The sequence below is a fragment of the Pseudomonas sp. Tof1 genome, from assembly GCF_055390395.1.
The window spans coordinates 3035661-3053369 of the sequence record NZ_AP024344.1 but is presented as its reverse complement, the minus strand read 5'-3'; the positions used below and the strand labels follow the sequence as shown (position 1 = coordinate 3053369).

Genomic DNA, 17709 nt, shown 5'->3' with positions numbered 1-17709 from the left:
GCCAGCATGAACCAGGAGGCCGTCGCGCGCTTCTGCCTCGACCTGCCCGGCGCACGGGAAGACTACAAATGGGGCGGCGTCAGGGTGTTCTCGATCGCCGAGACCAAGATGTTCGCGCTGCTCAACCTGAGTGGCGACACACTGTCGCTCAAGGTTGGCAAGGAACTGTTCCTCGGTTATGTCGACCGCCCCGGAATCCGTCCCGCACCCTATCTGGCGCGGGCTTTCTGGATCAGCATGAACGCGCCCTACCCGCTGGGCGCCGAGGAACTGCAGGAGCTGCTGCGCCGTTCCCACCAACTGGTGGTCGCCAAGCTGCCCAAGCGCAGTCAGGTCGGCCTGCTGCTGTAGCGCTACCCTACAGAAAGGACAGATGCGCCAGGGTGGCGTCGAGAAACAGCCGATCGATCCAGAAAACCTGGTGCAGCAACACGATCAGCCAGAACACCACCTGGAACGACAGCTTGCGGGTTTTGTGCCGGAACGCCTGCTGGGCGATCAGTGCCCCCGGCCAGCCGCCCAGCAGCTCGACGCCATGCAGGACCTTCTCCGGTATGCGCCAGGCGTCATTGCGCGCCTTGCGCTTGTCGTTCCAGTACAGAACGAACGCCAACAGGCTGGCGCTGCCGTAGAGCCACAGCGGCCAACTCGTCCCGCTGCCCAGCCACAGGCGCAGCGCGCCGAAACCGGGCAAGACGCAGAGCAGCAGCCCCAGCAGCACCTTGAGCTTGAGCTGGCGGACCCGGCCCGTGGGCGCTGGCCGGCCATTGCCGGGAGTGTTCGGCTTGCTCATCCCTTGGTCGACCAGTCGACCCAACCGAACTGCCAGGTGGCCAGGATCACCAGGCCGAAGACGATCCGATACCAGGCAAACGCCGCGTAGCTGTGGCTGGCGATGAACTTCAGCAGGCCGCGCACGGCGATCATGGCGAACACGAAGGAAGTGACGAAGCCCACCGCGAACACCGGCAGGTCGGCCATCTGGAACTGATGGCGGAAACCATAACCGGAGTACACCGCGGCGGCGACCATGGTCGGCATGGCCAGGAAGAACGAGAACTCGGTGGCGGTCTTGCGCGACAGGCCGAACAGCAGGCCGCCGATGATGGTCGCACCGGAGCGGGAGGTTCCCGGAATCATCGCCAGGCACTGGGCGAAGCCGACTTTCAGGGCGTCCTGCCAGCGGATCTCATCCACCGTTTCGGCATGCACCGTGTGCTCGCGCCGCTCGGCCCAGAGGATGACCACACCACCCACCACCAGCGCCGAGGCCACGGTGATCGGGTTGAACAGGTAAGTGGCGATCACTTCCTTGAACAACACCCCGAGAATCACCGCCGGCATGAACGCCACCAGCAGGTTGAGGGTGAAACGCTGGGCACTGCGCTCCCTGGGCAGGTCCCGGACCACGGTGAAGACCTTCTGGCGAAACTCCCAGACCACCGCGAGGATCGCGGCCAACTGAATGATGATGTTGAAGGCGATTGCCCGTTCACCGCCAAAACCCAGCAGATCGGCCACGATGATCTGGTGGCCGGTGCTGGAAATCGGCAGGAATTCCGTCAGGCCCTCGACAATCCCCAGTATCAACGCCTGTGCGGCGGTCCAAAAATCCATCATTCCCCCTCAAGGCCCGCTCCCGCAGGCCCTACAAAAATCGAAAAGCGTGATTCGCCATCTCGGCGATCCACTGGCAAGCCTGCTGCGCAGTTCGTCGGCAAACCGTGAAAAATGCCTGAAAAATCAAACAGCAACTCAGGTTTGTCGAGATTGGGCCGAAATCCTATCAGACATGCCTGTTTATCGCTGCCTCGATAGTAGCCATAAGCATAGTGGGCACTGTGGGCTAAACCTGCTGGTATAAGCTGCATGACAGCAGGACAACAAGAAAAAAAGGAACGGTGGTCTTATGAATAGCTTGCGCAGTGTGTCGATCAGCCGACGCTTGTGGCTCATCCTGGTCCTGGCGGTAGCCATGCTGCTGACCCAGGGCCTGCTGATGCTCAAGCAGACCCATGACAACCTTTACCAGGCCAAGGCCCTGAAAACCCAGCACGTGGTCCAGACCGCCAGCGGCATCCTCGCCTACTACCAGGGGCTGGAAACCGCCGGCACCCTCAGCCGCGATGCCGCGCAGAAACAGGCGCTGAGCGTCATACGCGGGCTGCGTTACGACCAGAACGACTATTTCTGGATCAACGACCTGCGCCCGGTCATGGTCATGCACCCGGCCAACCCCAAGCTCGAGGGCCAGGACCTGTCCGGCATCAAGGACCCCGATGGCTATGCGCTGTTCAACGAGATGGTGATTCTGGCCAAGGCCAAGGGCCGCGGCATGATCGATTACCGCTGGCCGAAGCCGGGCGCCAGCGCTCCGGTGCAGAAAACCTCCTATGTGCAGTTGTTCGAGCCCTGGGGCTGGATCATCGGCTCAGGCGTGTACATCGACGATGTGCAGGCCGAGTTCTACGAGCAGGTGCGCAATGCCTCGCTGGTCGGCCTGGCGATTGCCGTGCTGGTGAGCGTGCTGGTCCTGCTGATCGGCCGCAGCATCGTCCATCCGCTGCGGGAAACGGTCCAGGCCATGGCCAACATCGCCAGCGGCGAAAGCGACCTGACCCGCACCCTCGATACCCACGGCCAGGACGAAGTGACCGAACTGGCCCGCCACTTCAACGCCTTCACCAGCAAGCTGCGTGGCGTGGTCAGCCAGTTGCAGGTTTCGGCCAGTGAACTCGGCCAATCCTCCAGCGACCTGGGTAACAGCGCCATCGAATCCCAGACCCGCAGTCAGCAGCAATCGCAGCAGATGGAAATGGTGGCCACGGCGATCAACGAGGTGACCTATGGCGTGCAGGATGTCGCCAAGAACGCCGAACAGGCCGCCAGCGAGGTGCGCGATGCCGAAGGCCAGGCCCGCCAGGGCCAGTTGAACATCGACAACAGCCTGCAGCAGATCGACCAGTTGTCCGCCACCATCGCCCAGGCGGTCGAGGTGATCCGCACCCTGGCGGCGGAAAGCACGCAGATCGGCAGTGTCCTGGAAGTGATCCGCGCCATCGCCGAGCAGACCAACCTGCTCGCCCTCAACGCCGCCATCGAGGCCGCACGGGCCGGTGAACAGGGCCGCGGCTTCGCCGTGGTGGCCGACGAGGTGCGCTTGCTGGCCCAGCGTACGCAGAAATCCACGGCGGAGATCCAGGCGATGATCGAACGTCTGCAGAATCACTCCGAAGCGGCGGTGAAAGTCATCGGCGACAGCAGCCGTGTCTCGCAGCAGACCATCGAACTGGCCGGGCTGGCCGGCGAAAGCCTGAATGCCATCAGCCAGGCGTTGCGCAACCTCAATGGCCTCAATGCCTCGATTGCCAGCGCCACCCTGCAACAGGCCCACGTGGTCGAGGAGATCAACCAGAACGTCACCGAGGCGGCGGGCCTATCCCACACCACTGCCCTGGCGGCCGAACAGTCGAGCACCGACAGCGACCGGCTCAAGGTGCTGAGCGAACAGCTCAACGGGTTGCTGCGCCAGTTCCGTATCTGACCGCAGAGCCTGTTCGCGGATCAGTCCGGCCCCGACAATTTTGCGGCGCACACAAGACCAGTGCTCACCGCGATGCCTTGTGGGGCCGGCGTCCAGGCTTATCCGCGAACAGGTCGCGGGAGAGAAGCGCAATCGCGCTGCGGCCCTCCCTTCTCCCTGCCACTCTGGGTACAATCCGCCCCTTTCCCTTCGATCCAGAGGTCTCCCATGTCCGGGCTTGAACTGTTCGCCGCCGCCCTCGGCGTGATCGCCGTCTGGCTGACGGTCAAACAGAATCCCTGGTGCTGGCCGATCGGCCTGGTCATGGTGCTGCTCTACAGCTGGATATTCTTCGATGTGAAGCTCTACTCGGACATGCTGCTGCAGGTGGTCTACGCCGTGCTGCAGCTCTATGGCTGGTGGCAATGGACCCGCGGCGGCATCGTGCACCAGGGCCGCGAGGTGTCCAGCCTTGGCCCGCAAGCCCTGCTGGGCGGCCTTGCCGTCGGTGCCTTGGGCAGCCTGCTGCTGGGCGCTGCCATGGCCACCTGGACCGACGCCGCACAACCCTGGCTCGATGCCGCACTGACCGCCTTCAGCCTGGTCGCACAGCTGTGGATGGCGCAGAAACGCATCCAGTGCTGGCCACTGTGGATCGCCGTCGATGTGATCTTCGTCGGCCTGTTCATCTACAAGGACCTGTACCTGACCGCCGCCCTCTATGGCCTGTTCACCCTGCTGGCCGTGCAGGGCTGGCGCGAATGGCGTACCGACCCGGCGTTGCAGGCATGAAGGTGGTGGTGCTGGCGGGCCCCGAATCCAGCGGCAAGAGCTGGCTCTGCGAGGCCCTGCAGGCACGCTTCGGCGGCCTGCTGGTGGGTGAATACGTGCGTCATTTCATCGAGCGGGAACAGCGCGACACCTGCCTGGCCGACATCCCCGCCATCGCCCGCGGCCAGTTGGCCTGGGAGGACGAGGCGCGGGCACGGCAGCCTTCGCTGCTGATTCTCGATACCCACCTGCTGAGCAACATCCTCTGGAGCCAGACCCTGTTAGGCGACTGCCCCGCCTGGCTCGAACCGGCCCTGCTCGCCCGGTATTACGACCTGCACCTGCTGCTCAGCCCCGACGGCGTCGAATGGACCGATGACGGTCAGCGCTGCCAGCCCGACCTGGAGGAACGCCGGGCGTTCTTCGAGGCCAGCCGGCAATGGCTGACCCGGCACCGGCAGACGGTCGAGGTGCTCGGCGGTGATTGGCAGCAAAGGCACCGCCAGGCCATGGGTGCGGTCGAGAAGCTGCTGGGACGCTGACTCCGGCCAACGCCGCAAAAGGCCCGGCCCCGCAGCCGCAGTGTCCACTCATGAAACACCCTGCACCGCCGCAAACGACCAGATTCAACAGCTTGGGGCCCTTGCACGGCCATGTGTCAAGCCACTGATACAGCTGTCTGAAAGCCCCATTCCACGGGGCTTTGCCACCTCTCCAGCGCTCTCCCGGCACGGACCTGTTTCAAAGCTGAAACAGGCAAACAACGTCACCTGCCCGACAGCCCTGGCAACCCATTGATACAGAAGAAAAAACGAAAAGCGGCACAGCTTCTGCTCTTTCCTTCCCAACGCTGAACAGGGCCAGCGCACTGAAGAAGGAACACTGCCGTGGGGATGACAAGAACAGCTTTAACCCGCACCTTGCTGATCGGTTGCGCCATTGGCTCGCTGTTCAGCCTGACCGCCGAGGCCGGTGGCAACAACGGCGTGATCGTCCTCGAGCGCACCGTCCAACCGCAAATGTACGGCCGCCCGCCCCTGCAGCCTGATCCGAATCCGACTACGGTCAATGCCAACCCCTCTGCCCGTGTCATCTCGCTGACCAACGGCATGGAACTGAGCGACGGTGATATCGCCGGCATCAGCACCGGCGCAACCGTTAACCGTGTGATCACGGTCCATACCGAGCACATGCCCGGCCTGAGCAACCCCAACGGCCTGCCGGGCCTGTCCTCCGGACACGGTGGCGGCAGCGGTGCCAGCATCGCCAATACGGTCAATCGCGGGCTGTCGGCCGGCATGGGTGCCCTCAACGCCATCGGCAAGGGGCAATGAAATGAAGCGCACCCTGCTTTTTCTCGCCCTGTTCAGCAGTTTCACCGCCTACGCCGACAGTGGCGTGACCGCCAATGACAATGCCGTGATCAACAACTCCGGCCAGCAGTACAAGGGCAGCCTCATGGTCAACCAGGCCGCCGGCGACCAGCAGCAACAGATCAACAGTCGTGCGATCGCCATCGGCACCGACGCCAGCGCATCGACCGCCCTGACCCAGAAGCTCAGAACCCCGGCCAGCACGGCGATCAACGCCAAGGCGGCCATCCAGGGCAACGCCTTCAGCAATGGCACCGGCATGGTGGGCGTCAACCAGTCCGCCGGCGCCAACAACCAGATGATCAACGCCGTGCGCATCAGCATCAGTGCTGCGCCGCAGAGCGTCGATGACAGCGCCCTGTCGCAACAGAACGTGGCGCTGTCACCCAACTCCGGTTCATCCGGCACCCCAGGCAGTCGCCAGGTCGTTACCAGCGACCAGGCCTTCACCGGCAGCCGGGGCGTGATTCAGGTGAACCAGAGCGCGGGGGTGGGGAACCGCATGGCCAACACCCTCAGTATCCGGGTCGCCGACTGACCCGAGCAGTGCAATTAGAAAGTACCAACACTTAACCAACTAATAAGCACGGAGATACATCATGAAACCTACAATGGCTCTCAAACCACTGGTGTTCGCACTGGCCGCAGTCATGGCAATGGCCGCCCAGGCAGGCGGCAACAACCACGGCCATGGTCACCATGGCCCCAAAGGTCCTGACCTCGGCACCCTGCTGCAGATCACCGCCGGCGCCGGCGCCGCCGTGATCGACACCCAGTACAGCCACAACAACGCCGTGATCAACCAGGGCACCAGGAACAACGCCAGTGCCAATGACTCGCTGAACGGCTCGAGCGGCAACATGGGCGCCAACGTTGCAGCCGGCGACGGCAACCAACAGGACAACGCCGCCGCACTGGCCACCGCCGACGAAAGTTTCATCTTCGGTACCGCCGTCTCGGCCAGCAGCGCCACCCAGACCAACACCAACAACGTCGTGCTCAACCAATCGACCCAGAACAATGCGTCGATGAACAACTCCGGCAACAATGGCTCCGGCAACATGGGCGTCAACATCACCGCCGGCAACTTCAACCAACAGAAAAACAACCTGGCCATCGCCGTCTCCGGTGGCCGCGTAGCCACCGCCGCCGCCGCCGCCAACCAGACCGAAAGCGGCCTGCTGGTGACCAACAGTGGCGTGCAAGCCTATGAGAAAGAAACCCTCAAGGGCACCATCGATCTCAAGGGCAGCTACAAGGGCACCGGCTCCGGCACGATCAAGGGTGACGACGATCATCATGGCCATGGCTACAAGGGTGGTCATGACAACGATGACCAGAAGTTCACCTTCAAGGAACAAGGCTCTGTTGAACTGGCCGGCTACTGGACCCAGCAAGTGCTCACTCCCAACGGCTGGAAAAACGTTGTCACCAACAACGCCAGCATGAACAACTCGGCCAACCACATGTCCGGCAACGCTGGCATCAACGTTTCGGCCGGGGTGGGCAACCAGCAAAGCAACTCGCTGTCCATCGCCGCCGGTTGCAAAGCCTGCATGTAGTCGCGACAGCAGAGAGCCCCGGAAACGGGGCTCTTTTTTCCGCACCTGAAGGCGTATCGACCATGCGTATTCTCGTCCTTGCCTTGCTGATCGGCCTTTGCGACCTGACCCAGGCCGCCACCATGGCGGTCCCCGGCCTGCCCGGCGCCAGCGTCTTCTACAAGAACGTACAGAGCATCCGCGAACGGCGTTTCGCCAACCTGGTCCAGCAGAAAACCGATTTCAGTTGCGGCGCCGCCGCCCTGGCCACGGTGCTGCGCCAGGCCTACTGGCTGGATGTCGACGAGGAGCAGGTGATCAAGGGCATGCTGACCACTTCCGATGCGGAACTGGTCAAGACCCACGGTTTCTCCATGCTGGACATGAAGCGCTACGTCGAGAGCATCGGCATGCGCGCCCGCGGCTATCGCATACCCGCCGACAAGCTGACCAGTGTCAGCATTCCGGTGGTGGTGCTGATGGATATCCGCGGCTACAAGCATTTCGTGGTGATGCAGCGCGCGGACAAGGACTGGGTGTACATCGGCGACCCGGTGCTTGGCCACAAGCGCTACGCTGCCGCGGATTTCGCAAAGGGCTGGAATGGCATCGTGTTTGCCATCGTCGGCCCCGGCTATGACAAGACCAACGCTCTGCTGGCCCCGCCGGCCCCGCTCACGGCGAAAGACAAGCTGGATACCTTCAATCCGGTCAAAGACGCCGAGCTGATGGATTTCGGCTTTATCCAGAGCGATTTTTTCTGAAGTGCAGTAACGAGTAAGGGAGCAGGAAGCCCCGGGAGCAACAGATGAAAACTCCACACTGGCTGGTCGTGAGTTGCCTGGCATTCGCCTGCCTGCCCGCACAGGCGACATCACCCTTCAAACCCATCGAAATCAAGGATCAGGAACTGTCCGAGCTGCGTGGCCGTTATGTCATGCCGGGACGCATCATCAGCTTCGGCGTCGTGATGCAAAGCAGTTGGAAAAACGCCAGTGGCGACATCATCGGCGCAACCACCAGCCTGCAGATCCAGCAATCGACGGTCAAACCGCAGTTCTACGTTTCCACCTACAGCACCCAGGGCAACGGCTCCCCTACCGCCCCGGGCTCCGGCACGGTGGTTGGCGGCAACGGTTTCACCACCTCGGCCGGCGTGACCCAGGTGGTCCGTGCCGCCGGCGATGGCAACAGCGCCTACAACAATGTCGCCATCAACGTCAGCGAAGCCAACCAGGCCCCCGTCAGCGGCCAGCAGGTCGGACAGATTCTCAACAGCGGCGGTAGCATCAGCGGCTCTGGCGCGGCCGGCAATATCACGGTTTCCGCGGTCTCCGGCGGCATTCAGATGGCGATCGCGGCCAGCAACAACCAGGGCCATTCGCTGCAGCAGATCGCCCAGGGTGGCGTCCTGCAGTCCACCGCCCTGCTCGGTGGCCAGAACCTGGTCCACAACATGACTCAACTCAATGTGGTATTGCAGAACAACCTGCAGACAGTGGGAGCCTTGGACTGCAACCTGACCCAACTCAAAGGCCTACGCAACATGGGATTCTGAACTACGCTCACTTTCGACCATTGGAAGTCAGTAAGGGATGGCTAATTTCATGTACCGATCGTTTTCTCTGCGGGCGGCAATTTGTGTGGGGACACTTTTCCCGGCAGCGATGTTGCAAGCGGCACCTGACGCCGAGGTGGAGGCCCTGAAACAGGAACTTCTGGAGCTCAAACAGCGTTACGTTCAACAGCAACAGGCGCTTTCGGTGCTGGAACAGCGGGTTCGACAGGTCGAGGACCAGCCGGCGGCGCCGCCGCCCAAACGCCTGGTCAAATCGCCGGCCGACCTGAGAAAGGGCCAGGCGGTGGCGGGGGCCAGCGCCAATGCCCCAGGTGCCGCGGCAGGGACCTCCGGGGCCTCCTATGGCCAGTCGCTCAAGGATGATTCGGCACCGGCCCAGAGTGTTTCCGACCTGTACAACGAAGCCAGCGGCTTCTTCGGCAATGGCAAGTTCAGTGTCGAAACGGGCATCACCTATTCGCGTTATGACACCCGGCAGCTGACGCTGAACGGTTTCCTCGCACTGGATTCGATTTTCCTCGGCACCATCAACCTCGATCGGATCAAGGCCGATACCTGGACGCTGGATCTGACGGCTCGCTACAACTATGAAAACCGTTGGCAGTTCGACATTAACGCTCCGGTCATCTATCGCGAGTCCACCTATCAATCCGGCGGTGGCAACGGTGGCAGCGCCGCCTCGACCGTGGAAGACACCGTGACACGCGACCCGACACTCGGTGACGTGAACTTCGGGGTGGCCTACAAATTCCTCGATGAAACGGAAAGCCTGCCGGATGCGGTGGTCAGCGTCAGGCTCAAGGCGCCGACCGGCAAAGACCCTTTCGGCATAAAATTTGTCCAGTCGCCAAAGAGCAGCAGCCTGTTCGTGCCTGAGGACCTGCCCACCGGCAATGGCGTCTGGGCGCTCACCACCGGCCTCTCGCTGGTCAAGACATTCGACCCGGCGGTACTGTTCGGCACGTTCGCCTACACCCACAACTTCGAGGACTCCTTCAGCGACATCAGCGCCCAGCAGGGCGTCACGCAGCCAGGCAAGGTCAGTATCGGCGACAGCTACCAGTTCGGTGCGGGCGTTGCCTTCGCCTTGAACGAAAAGATGAGTATGTCGTTCTCGGTGTCCGACCTGGTGCAACGCAAAAGCAAACTCAAGCCCGATGGGCAGAGCTGGCAAAGTGTAGTGGGCAGCGACGCCAACGCCGGCTATTTCAACGTCGGCATGACCATCGCCGCCACGCCGAACCTGACCATCGTTCCACAATTGTCCCTGGGCATGACCCCCGACGCCCCGGACTTCAGCTTCAGCCTGAAATTCCCCTACTACTTCTGATCCAGCCTGATGGCGCCCTCTGCCCCGGCCATCGCCGTGGCAGAGGCGCCTGTGAACGGCGCCATACCTGCCTGGGCAGCCTCCAGTGCCTAGCGAATCTGATGCTTGTGCAGCAGCCGGTAGAACGTCGGCCGGGAAATCCCCAGCACCTTCGCGGCGATACTCATGTTGTCGCCATGCCGATTGAGCACATCGCACAACGCCTGGCGCTCGGCCTGATAGAGGTAATCCTCCAGGGTACCCATGGCCAGCTGGGCACTGGATTCGCTGGCCAGGCCCAGGTCACCGGCCTCGATCTGCCGCCCCTCGGCCAGCACCAGGCCACGCCGGACCCGGTTGGCCAGCTCGCGCACATTGCCCGGCCAGCCATGGTTGCCCATGGCGACCAGCGCCTCCTCGCTGAAACTGCGCGGTCGCCGCCCGGTTTCCTGGCTGTAGAAATGGGAGAAATGGTTGGCCAGCATCCGCACGTCACCGTGGCGTTCACGCAGCGGCGCCGTCACCACCTGCAGTACATTCAGGCGGTAATAGAGATCCTCGCGAAAGCGCCCGGCAGCGATCGCGGCTTCCAGATCGACGTGGGTCGCAGCCAGGACCCGCACATCGACCGGGATCGGTTGGCTGCCGCCCACCCGCTCGATGTGTTTTTCCTGGAGAAAGCGCAACAGGTTGGCCTGCAGCTCCAGCGGCAGGTCGCCGACTTCGTCGAGAAACAGCGTCCCGCCATTGGCTGCCTCGATGCGCCCGACCTTGCGCTGGTGCGCTCCGGTAAAGGCGCCCTTCTCGTGGCCGAACAGTTCGGACTGGATCAGGTGCTCGGGAATCGCCCCGCAGTTGATCGCCACGAAGGGCTTGGCGTGGCGCTGTGACTGACGGTGCAGGGTGCGGGCGACCAGTTCCTTGCCGGTCCCGCTTTCACCCCGGATCAACACCGGCGACTCGGTCGGCGCCAGTTTTCCGAGGAGCTTGCGCAACTCGCGGATCGACCGGCTGTCGCCGAGCAACTCGTGCTCCGGCGGTTCGACAGGGGCCGGCCCCTGCCCGCGCAGGCGCGCCATGCCGAAGGCGCGACCCAATGTCACCTGTACGCGGGAAACGTCGAAGGGCAAAGTATGAAAATCGAAGAACCACTCGCAGACGAAGTCACCCACGTTCTGCAGACGCAGGACTTCCTGGCTGAGCACCGCGATCCATTCGGTGCCGCTGCGACTGATCAGGTCCTTGACCGCATCGGGGCGCTCCAGATGAAACGGTTGCAGGCGCAACAGGCCGATATCGCAGGGCCGATCGACCGCCGCCTCGAGCTCGCAACTGTCGACATCCCAGCCAATGCTGCGCAGGCCGGGAAGCAACTGGTGGCAGTCGTTGCAGGGATCGACCACCAGGAGACGCCTTAGCGGTGTGGCTTCTTGCATGACAGCTCCCTGGCGCCTGAATTATAAAATTTTATTAGAAACAGTAATTTGGCAAACCTGGCTGTAACACTAGCAAGAAATTGACGCTAACTTGTACCGATTGAGCATAAGGGCGAAAGCCGATCGAACGCGCCAAACATAACGGTGAAACCATTTCGGTATTCGAGAGTCTTGTTGGAGGCACTGAAAAAAAGTTGAAAAAAACTGTATTTCCCGTGTGACCTGATGCCCCTCAGCGGACATCAGTACAAGTAACCAGCCGCGACGGTGCGCCCAGCCGACGGCTGACACACTGTTTGGGCATACTTGAGAGAAGACCCCATGAACGCCCCGCTCCGTTTCAACGAAGCACTCCTGATGGCCGGCAACGCATTCAAACCCTTCCAATGCGTGGCCTGGACAGCACAAGACAAAGGCGACCTGAGCCTGACCGTAATCGATCGCACCAACAACAGCATCGACCGCCGGCAGATCTCTTGCAGTGACTATTCGAACCTGGCGCAGTTGAAATCCGTTCTGGAACAGGCCCGTGCCGAATTGAGCAAGAAGGGCTACGACTTGCAGCCCTGGACTTTCTCGGCCTGATTCTCGATCTTTAAAGCGATAAGCTTCGCGGGCAAACCCTGCCCCTACAGTAACCGAGCAAGACACGCCGCAATATCTGCAGGAACGTGGCTTGCCCGCGAATGCGATCAAATGGACACAACGTTGGTAGCTGAAGTTAGAGCAGCTCGATGTGCCGATAATCGGCCCCGAGTTCACTGGCCAGTTGCCGCGCCCGCCCCAGGCGAATCGGCCCCTTCTCCAGGTCGACCAGTAATGTCGGGCAATTGAATGGCGCCAACCCCGTCCAGGCCTTCAGGCGCCCATCGGTCAAGACCAATACCCGCTGCCGCTCCTCGGCAAAACGCCGCTGCCTGACGGCCAACCAGTGGCCGGCCTCCTGCAAGGCCGCCAGCAACGGCGTTCCGCCGCCCGCCCCCAGGTTCTCCAACCAGCCCGCCAGGCCACTGGAGGCCTTCAGCCCCTGGACCTGCCACTGCGGCCGGCTGCCACTGGCGGTCAACAATGCCAGGCGTGCCCGCTGGCGATAGGCATCGTCGAACAACTGCGCGAGCAGCCCCTTGGCATCGCTCAGGGCCTGATGTCGACGGGTGGAAGCCGATGCATCGACGATCACCAGCCACAATTCGTGGGCCGTACTGCTGCGCAAGCGAAAACGCAGATCGCGGCGGGCCTTCGGCCGCCCGCCCAGTAGCGTCCCGAGCCAATCGATCGCCCCGCTCGCCGCACCCCGGGCCGCACCCTGGCGGCCTCCGGGAACCTCACCCGCGCCGGTTCTGGCATTCGCCCCCGGCTTGAGTCGAGGGCGAATGCCTAGGGCTTTTTTGGCCAGCTCGGAATGTCCCGACGAGCCCCCATGGCCATGGCCTTGGCCGGCAGTTCACCCCATTGCCCCTGGGCCTGCTCCGTGCCCGGCGCCGGATCGGGGCGGTTCTGTGGCGCGCCGGCAGGAGGGCTTGACGAGGTTGCGGGCGAGTTCTCGCGACGCCGATGACGCAAGGCAAACTCGGCGACCGCCTCGATATCCTCGTCGGCGATCTGCCGCGCTCCCCGCCAGGCGGCGTGGGCACGGGCCGCCCGCAGCCAGACCAGGTCGGCGCGCAGGCCATCGACCCCGGCGGCAAAACAGCGCTCGCTGATCGCGGCCATCGCCCGATCATCCAGGTCGATTTCCAGCAACAACGCCCGGGCCCGTTCGCAACGCTCGCGCAGCACCTGCTGTTGTGTTGCCCACTGGTCGCAGAAGGCCTGCGGGTCGCTGTCGAAATCCAGCCGGCGCCGAATGATCTGCGTCCGCTCGGCCGGTTCCGGCTGGCCGCTCAGGGCGACATTCAGGCCGAAACGGTCGAGCAATTGCGGGCGCAGCTCGCCTTCCTCGGGGTTCATGGTACCGATCAGCACGAAGCGCGCCGCATGCCGATGGGAAATGCCGTCGCGCTCCACCAGGTTGGTGCCGCTGGCCGCCACATCGAGCAGCAGGTCCACCAGATGATCGGCCAGCAGGTTCACCTCATCGACATACAACACGCCGCCGTCGGCCTTGGCCAGCACGCCGGGGGAAAACTGCGCGCGGCCCTCCCCCAGTGCCGCGTCCAGGTCGAGGGTGCCGACCAGGCGCTCCTCGGTGGCCCCCAGGGGCAAGGTGACGAACTGCCCGCTGGCCAGCAGGTCGGCCAGGCCACGGGCCAGGGTCGACTTGGCCATGCCGCGCGGCCCCTCGATCAGCACGCCGCCGATCTTCGGGTCGATGGCGGTCAGGCACAGCGCCAGCTTCAGCGCATCGGCACCGACCACCGCCGACAGCGGGAAATGCGGGGAGTCAGTCATGGTGCATAGTCCTCAGGCATCTTCTTCAATATCCAGCAGCAGGTTTTCCAGCGCCTCGCGGTAGTCCCCCGGCTCACGCCACAGCCCGCGCTGCTGGGCTTCCAGCAGGCGCTCGGTCATGTCGCGCAAGGCATGGGGGTTGTGCTCGCGGACGAACGCGCGGGTGTCGGCATCCAGCAGGTAGGCATCGGCCAGCAACGCGTACTGGTGATCGTCGATCAGCTGGCTGGTGGCATCGAAGGCGAACAGATTGTCGACCGTCGCCGCCAGCTCGAAGGCACCCTTGTAGCCATGGCGCTTGACCCCGTCGATCCACTTGGGGTTGGCCGCCCGCGAGCGGATCACCCGGTTCAACTCCTCCTTGAGCGTGCGGATCTTCGGCAGGTCCGGCTGGCTGTGGTCGCCATGATAGCTGGCGGCGGTTTTGCCACTGAGGCTTTCCACCGCCGCCAGCATGCCACCCTGGAACTGGTAGTAGTCGTTGGAATCGAGCAGGTCATGCTCGCGGTTGTCCTGGTTCTGCAACACGGCCTGGACCTGGCTCAGGCGTCGGGCGAACGGCGCCCGGGCCGCGGTACCCTCGTCGGAGCCGCCATAGGCGTAGCCACCCCAGTTCAGGTAGACCTCGGCGAGGTCCTCGCGGCTCTGCCACAGGCGCCCGTCGATGGCATTCTGCACACCCGCGCCATAAGCGCCCGGCTTGGCGCCGAAGATCCGCCAACCGGCCTGGCGTGCGGCCTGCTCGGCATCCAGGCCCTGCGCCTGCAGTTGCTCGCGCTCCTGGCGAACGCGGGCCGCCAGGGGGTTCAGGTCCTCGGGTTCGTCCAACGCCGCCACCGCCTGCACCGCCGCGTCGAACAGGCGGATCAGGTTGGCGAAGGCGTCACGGAAGAACCCGGAAACCCGCAGGGTCACGTCCACCCGAGGGCGGTCCAGCAGGCTCAGCGGCAGGATCTCGAAGTCGTCGACCCGCTGGCTGCCGGTGGCCCAGACCGGCCGCACGCCCATCAGCGCCATGGCCTGGGCGATGTCGTCGCCGCCGGTGCGCATGGTCGCCGTGCCCCAGACCGACAGGCCAAGCTGACGCAGGTGGTCGCCGTGGTCCTGCAGATGTCGCTCGAGAATCAGGTTGGCCGACTGGAAACCGATGCGCCAGGCCGTGGTGGTCGGCAGGTTGCGTACGTCCACGGAAAAGAAATTGCGCCCGGTAGGCAACACGTCCAGTCGCCCGCGGCTCGGTGCACCACTGGGACCGGCCGGGACGAAGCGCCCGTCGAGGGCGGCAAGCAGGCCCTGCATTTCCGCCGGCCCGCAAGCATCGAGCCGCGGCGCCACCTGTTCGAGCAGCCCGTCGATGATGCTGCGCACATCGGCCCATGCCTCGCTGTCCGGCAGCTCGGCGAGCCCCGCCAGGGCCTGCTCGATCAAGGCTGCGGCATACAGTTCCAGGCGCTCGCGACTGTCGCCGGCGGTGCGCCAGGTGGCCGCGCCGAGGTCGCGCAGCGCCTCCGGACGGCAGCCGGTCCAGGGTTCGGCCAGGTTACAGTCGAGCGGGTCGAAGCCCAGTTCGAAGGCCTTGGCCAACGCCCGCAGCAGGCTCGACCGGGCACCTCGCCCGTCACCGCGGGGAATACGCAGCAGGGCCAGCAGGGTATCGATGCGCAGCCGTCCCTGCGGCGACTCGCCGAACACGTGCAGGCCATCGCGGATCTGCGACTCCTTGAGGTCGCAGAGGTAGGTGTCCAGGCGCGGCAGCCAGATCGCTGCGTCGGCATCGCTGTCGAGCCCGGCATCCAGCTGCAGCTCGCGGTCGATCTGCGTCTCGCGTACCAGTTTGAGGATGTCGCGCTGCAACTCCCGGGCCCGGCGTGGGTCGAGCAGTTGCGCTTCGTAGTATTCGTCGGCAAGCAGTTCCAGGTCGCGCAACGGGCCGTAGGTTTCGGCACGGGTCAGCGGCGGCATCAGGTGATCGATGATCACCGCCTGGGTCCGGCGCTTGGCCTGGGCCCCCTCGCCCGGGTCGTTGACGATAAACGGATAGATATTCGGCAGCGGCCCCAGCAGCGCATCCGGCCAGCAGTGCTGCGACAGACCGACCCCCTTGCCCGGCAGCCACTCCAGGTTGCCATGCTTGCCGACATGGATCACGCCGTGGGCACCATAGCGGTGGCGCAACCAGAAATAAAACGCCAGGTAGCCATGGGGCGGCACCAGGTCCGGATCGTGGTAGACCGCACTCGGGTCGACCTGATAACCACGGGCCGGCTGGATGCCGACGAAGGTCAGCCCCAGGCGCAGCCCGGCGACCATCATCCGCCCGTCGCGGCACATCGGGTCGTTTTCCGGCTGCCCCCAGCGAGCCAGTATCGCCTGGCGGTTGGCCTCGGGCAATTGCTCGAACAGGGCCTGGTATTCGGCCAGCGCCAGGCTCTGCCGGCAGGGTCGCAGATCGAGGCTGTCGAGATCGTTGCTGACGCCGCCGAGCAGGGCCTGGATCAGGCCGGTGCCACTCTCGGGCAGTTCGGCAACCGGGTAGCCCTGCGCCTGCAAGGCCCGCAGGATATTCAGCGCCGCGGCCGGCGTGTCCAGGCCGACACCGTTGCCGATGCGGCCGTCACGGGTCGGATAGTTGGCCAGGACCAGAGCGATGCGCTTGGCGCCGTTGTCCAGCCGTGCCAGGTCGACCCAGCGCCGCGCCAGTTCGGCGACGAAGTCCATGCGCTCGGGCTGGGCCCGGTAGCAGACCACGTCGCTCTGGCTGCGCTCGCTGCGCCAGGCCAGGTCCTTGAAGCTGATCGGCCGGCTGATGATCCGTCCGTCCAGTTCCGGCAAGGCGATGTGCATCGCCAGGTCCCGCGGCCCCAGGCCCTGCTCGCTGGCCTGCCAGCCGGGCTCGTTGTCCTGGGCGCAGATGGCCTGGATCACCGGAATGTCACGGCGGAACGGCCGCAGGTGCGGCGCCTCGGGGGTCGACTGGGCAAAACCGGTGGTATTGAGGATCACCGCCGCCGACACTTCGTCCAGCCAGTCCTCGACCGTCGCCAGGCAGGCCGGCTCCTTGAGGCTGGCCACGGCGATCGGCAACGGGTTCAGCCCGGCCGCCTGCAGGCGCTGGCAGAACACATCGACGAAGGCGGTGTTGGCCGCCTGCAGGTGCGAACGATAGAACAGCAGCGCCGCTACTGGTTGGTCGGCCTGCCAGTCGGTACGCCAATCCGCCAGTCGCGCATCGACCACGCGGGGGTGGTAGATCGCCGTGCGCGGCAAGGCGCGAGGCTCGTGCCACGGGTAATCGCGCCCCAGCCAGGTACTGGCCAGGCAATTGAACAGTTGCAGGGCGTTACCCAGCCCCCCCTGGCGCAGGAAATGCCAGAGCCGTTCGGCCTCGGCCGCCGGGACGTTGCCCAGGGCGCTCAGTTCCGGGTCGGGACGGTCATCGCCCGGCACCAGGATCAGCGCCACGCCGCGCTCGGCCAGTTGCACCAGGCGCTCGATGCCGTAGCGCCAATAGCCGATCCCGCCGTGCAACGACAGCAGGATCACCTTGGCGTGTTGCAGCACCTGGTCGACATACAGGTCGACCGAGGCATGATTCTGCACCTGCATCGGGTTGGCCAGGCGCAGGCTGGGGTAATCGTCCGGCAGTTGCTGCGCCGCTTCGGCGAGCAACGCCAGGCTGGAATCACCGCTGCACAGGATCACCAACTCGGCGGGGGTCTGTCCCAGGTCGGCAATGTTGTCGTCCGACACGAAACCGCCGGGCTGGGTCCTGAGCAGGTGCATGGG

17 protein-coding genes are annotated in these 17709 nt (G+C 64.2%); 11 read left to right on the top strand and 6 right to left on the bottom strand.

Features of this window, described 5'->3' with window-relative positions:
* Window positions 1–6 precede the first annotated feature (6 nt).
* Window positions 7–351, top strand: coding sequence for an MmcQ/YjbR family DNA-binding protein (locus ACZ5KU_RS14025; RefSeq protein WP_054060122.1), 345 nt, complete (start codon window positions 7–9; stop codon window positions 349–351).
* A gap of 7 nt (window positions 352–358) precedes the next feature.
* Here the strand turns inward: ACZ5KU_RS14025 and ACZ5KU_RS14020 are convergent, their stop codons facing one another.
* Window positions 359–793: a DUF1294 domain-containing protein gene (locus ACZ5KU_RS14020; RefSeq protein ID WP_054060123.1), complete on the bottom strand. Its 435-nt coding sequence runs from the start codon at window positions 791–793 to the stop codon at window positions 359–361.
* Window positions 790–1617, bottom strand: a complete 828-nt coding sequence (locus tag ACZ5KU_RS14015) for an undecaprenyl-diphosphate phosphatase (RefSeq protein ID WP_054060138.1) — start codon at window positions 1615–1617, stop codon at window positions 790–792. Before ACZ5KU_RS14015 ends, ACZ5KU_RS14020 begins: the two co-directional genes overlap by 4 nt.
* Window positions 1618–1909: 292 nt before the next feature.
* Between ACZ5KU_RS14015 and ACZ5KU_RS14010 the strand changes: the two genes are divergently transcribed.
* From ACZ5KU_RS14010 to ACZ5KU_RS13970, 9 genes are all read left to right on the top strand, one after another.
* Complete coding sequence (locus ACZ5KU_RS14010) at window positions 1910–3544, top strand: methyl-accepting chemotaxis protein (protein WP_054060124.1); 1635 nt, start codon at window positions 1910–1912, stop codon at window positions 3542–3544.
* Window positions 3545–3751: 207 nt separating this feature from the next.
* Window positions 3752–4315 carry a nicotinamide riboside transporter PnuC gene (pnuC, locus tag ACZ5KU_RS14005; protein ID WP_054060125.1) on the top strand — a complete coding sequence of 188 codons (564 nt, stop codon included), beginning with the start codon at window positions 3752–3754 and terminating at the stop codon, window positions 4313–4315.
* On the top strand, window positions 4312–4836 hold the full coding sequence (locus tag ACZ5KU_RS14000; protein ID WP_416773486.1) for an AAA family ATPase: 525 nt from the start codon (window positions 4312–4314) through the stop codon (window positions 4834–4836). The genes pnuC and ACZ5KU_RS14000 overlap by 4 nt, the downstream gene beginning before the upstream one ends.
* Before the next feature lie 345 nt (window positions 4837–5181).
* Window positions 5182–5628 carry a hypothetical protein gene (locus ACZ5KU_RS13995; protein ID WP_416773268.1) on the top strand — a complete coding sequence of 149 codons (447 nt, stop codon included), beginning with the start codon at window positions 5182–5184 and terminating at the stop codon, window positions 5626–5628.
* Window position 5629: 1 nt separating this feature from the next.
* Window positions 5630–6205 carry an adhesin gene (locus ACZ5KU_RS13990; RefSeq protein WP_273820687.1) on the top strand — a complete coding sequence of 192 codons (576 nt, stop codon included), beginning with the start codon at window positions 5630–5632 and terminating at the stop codon, window positions 6203–6205.
* A gap of 61 nt (window positions 6206–6266) precedes the next feature.
* Window positions 6267–7229 carry a hypothetical protein gene (locus ACZ5KU_RS13985; RefSeq protein ID WP_054060129.1) on the top strand — a complete coding sequence of 321 codons (963 nt, stop codon included), beginning with the start codon at window positions 6267–6269 and terminating at the stop codon, window positions 7227–7229.
* 62 nt (window positions 7230–7291) lie between these two features.
* The gene (locus tag ACZ5KU_RS13980; RefSeq protein ID WP_054060130.1) at window positions 7292–7972 is read left to right on the top strand and encodes a C39 family peptidase; all 681 of its coding nucleotides are present in this window, start codon (window positions 7292–7294) and stop codon (window positions 7970–7972) included.
* A 44-nt stretch (window positions 7973–8016) separates the two neighbouring features.
* Window positions 8017–8766, top strand: coding sequence for a hypothetical protein (locus ACZ5KU_RS13975; RefSeq protein WP_416773265.1), 750 nt, complete (start codon window positions 8017–8019; stop codon window positions 8764–8766).
* A 49-nt stretch (window positions 8767–8815) separates the two neighbouring features.
* Window positions 8816–10117 carry a coiled-coil domain-containing protein gene (locus ACZ5KU_RS13970; protein ID WP_273820685.1) on the top strand — a complete coding sequence of 434 codons (1302 nt, stop codon included), beginning with the start codon at window positions 8816–8818 and terminating at the stop codon, window positions 10115–10117.
* Window positions 10118–10206: 89 nt separating this feature from the next.
* Here ACZ5KU_RS13970 and ACZ5KU_RS13965 read toward each other — a convergent pair whose 3' ends face one another.
* A complete protein-coding gene (locus ACZ5KU_RS13965) occupies window positions 10207–11532 on the bottom strand; it encodes a sigma-54 dependent transcriptional regulator (protein ID WP_054062296.1) in 1326 nt (441 codons plus the stop codon).
* Window positions 11533–11853: 321 nt separating this feature from the next.
* Between ACZ5KU_RS13965 and ACZ5KU_RS13960 the strand changes: the two genes are divergently transcribed.
* Window positions 11854–12117, top strand: a complete 264-nt coding sequence (locus tag ACZ5KU_RS13960; RefSeq protein WP_017906965.1) for a hypothetical protein — start codon at window positions 11854–11856, stop codon at window positions 12115–12117.
* 136 nt (window positions 12118–12253) lie between these two features.
* Here ACZ5KU_RS13960 and ACZ5KU_RS13955 read toward each other — a convergent pair whose 3' ends face one another.
* The 3 genes from ACZ5KU_RS13955 to cobN are packed head-to-tail and all read right to left on the bottom strand — an operon-like array spanning window position 12254 to window position 17706.
* A complete protein-coding gene (locus ACZ5KU_RS13955) occupies window positions 12254–12907 on the bottom strand; it encodes a vWA domain-containing protein (RefSeq protein WP_081006057.1) in 654 nt (217 codons plus the stop codon).
* Window positions 12908–12909: 2 nt separating this feature from the next.
* Window positions 12910–13923, bottom strand: coding sequence for an ATP-binding protein (locus tag ACZ5KU_RS13950; RefSeq protein WP_054062297.1), 1014 nt, complete (start codon window positions 13921–13923; stop codon window positions 12910–12912).
* Window positions 13924–13935: 12 nt separating this feature from the next.
* The gene (gene cobN / locus ACZ5KU_RS13945) at window positions 13936–17706 is read right to left on the bottom strand and encodes a cobaltochelatase subunit CobN (protein ID WP_416773262.1); all 3771 of its coding nucleotides are present in this window, start codon (window positions 17704–17706) and stop codon (window positions 13936–13938) included.
* Window positions 17707–17709: the final 3 nt, after the last annotated feature.

Excerpts from the sequence above, each read along its gene's own strand:
- ACZ5KU_RS14015 (WP_054060138.1), bottom strand. The coding sequence starts at position 1,617 with ATGGATTTTTGGACCGCCGCACAGGCGTTGATACTGGGGATTGTCGAG.
- pnuC (WP_054060125.1), top strand. The coding sequence starts at position 3,752 with ATGTCCGGGCTTGAACTGTTCGCCGCCGCCCTCGGCGTGATCGCCGTC.
- ACZ5KU_RS13975 (WP_416773265.1), top strand. The coding sequence starts at position 8,017 with ATGAAAACTCCACACTGGCTGGTCGTGAGTTGCCTGGCATTCGCCTGC.
- ACZ5KU_RS14025 (WP_054060122.1), top strand. The coding sequence starts at position 7 with ATGAACCAGGAGGCCGTCGCGCGCTTCTGCCTCGACCTGCCCGGCGCA.
- ACZ5KU_RS13965 (WP_054062296.1), bottom strand. The coding sequence starts at position 11,532 with ATGCAAGAAGCCACACCGCTAAGGCGTCTCCTGGTGGTCGATCCCTGC.
- ACZ5KU_RS13990 (WP_273820687.1), top strand. The coding sequence starts at position 5,630 with ATGAAGCGCACCCTGCTTTTTCTCGCCCTGTTCAGCAGTTTCACCGCC.
- ACZ5KU_RS13950 (WP_054062297.1), bottom strand. The coding sequence starts at position 13,923 with ATGACTGACTCCCCGCATTTCCCGCTGTCGGCGGTGGTCGGTGCCGAT.
- cobN (WP_416773262.1), bottom strand. The coding sequence starts at position 17,706 with ATGCACCTGCTCAGGACCCAGCCCGGCGGTTTCGTGTCGGACGACAAC.
- ACZ5KU_RS13960 (WP_017906965.1), top strand. The coding sequence starts at position 11,854 with ATGAACGCCCCGCTCCGTTTCAACGAAGCACTCCTGATGGCCGGCAAC.
- ACZ5KU_RS13980 (WP_054060130.1), top strand. The coding sequence starts at position 7,292 with ATGCGTATTCTCGTCCTTGCCTTGCTGATCGGCCTTTGCGACCTGACC.
- ACZ5KU_RS14000 (WP_416773486.1), top strand. The coding sequence starts at position 4,312 with ATGAAGGTGGTGGTGCTGGCGGGCCCCGAATCCAGCGGCAAGAGCTGG.
- ACZ5KU_RS14010 (WP_054060124.1), top strand. The coding sequence starts at position 1,910 with ATGAATAGCTTGCGCAGTGTGTCGATCAGCCGACGCTTGTGGCTCATC.
- ACZ5KU_RS13970 (WP_273820685.1), top strand. The coding sequence starts at position 8,816 with ATGTACCGATCGTTTTCTCTGCGGGCGGCAATTTGTGTGGGGACACTT.
- ACZ5KU_RS13985 (WP_054060129.1), top strand. The coding sequence starts at position 6,267 with ATGAAACCTACAATGGCTCTCAAACCACTGGTGTTCGCACTGGCCGCA.
- ACZ5KU_RS14020 (WP_054060123.1), bottom strand. The coding sequence starts at position 793 with ATGAGCAAGCCGAACACTCCCGGCAATGGCCGGCCAGCGCCCACGGGC.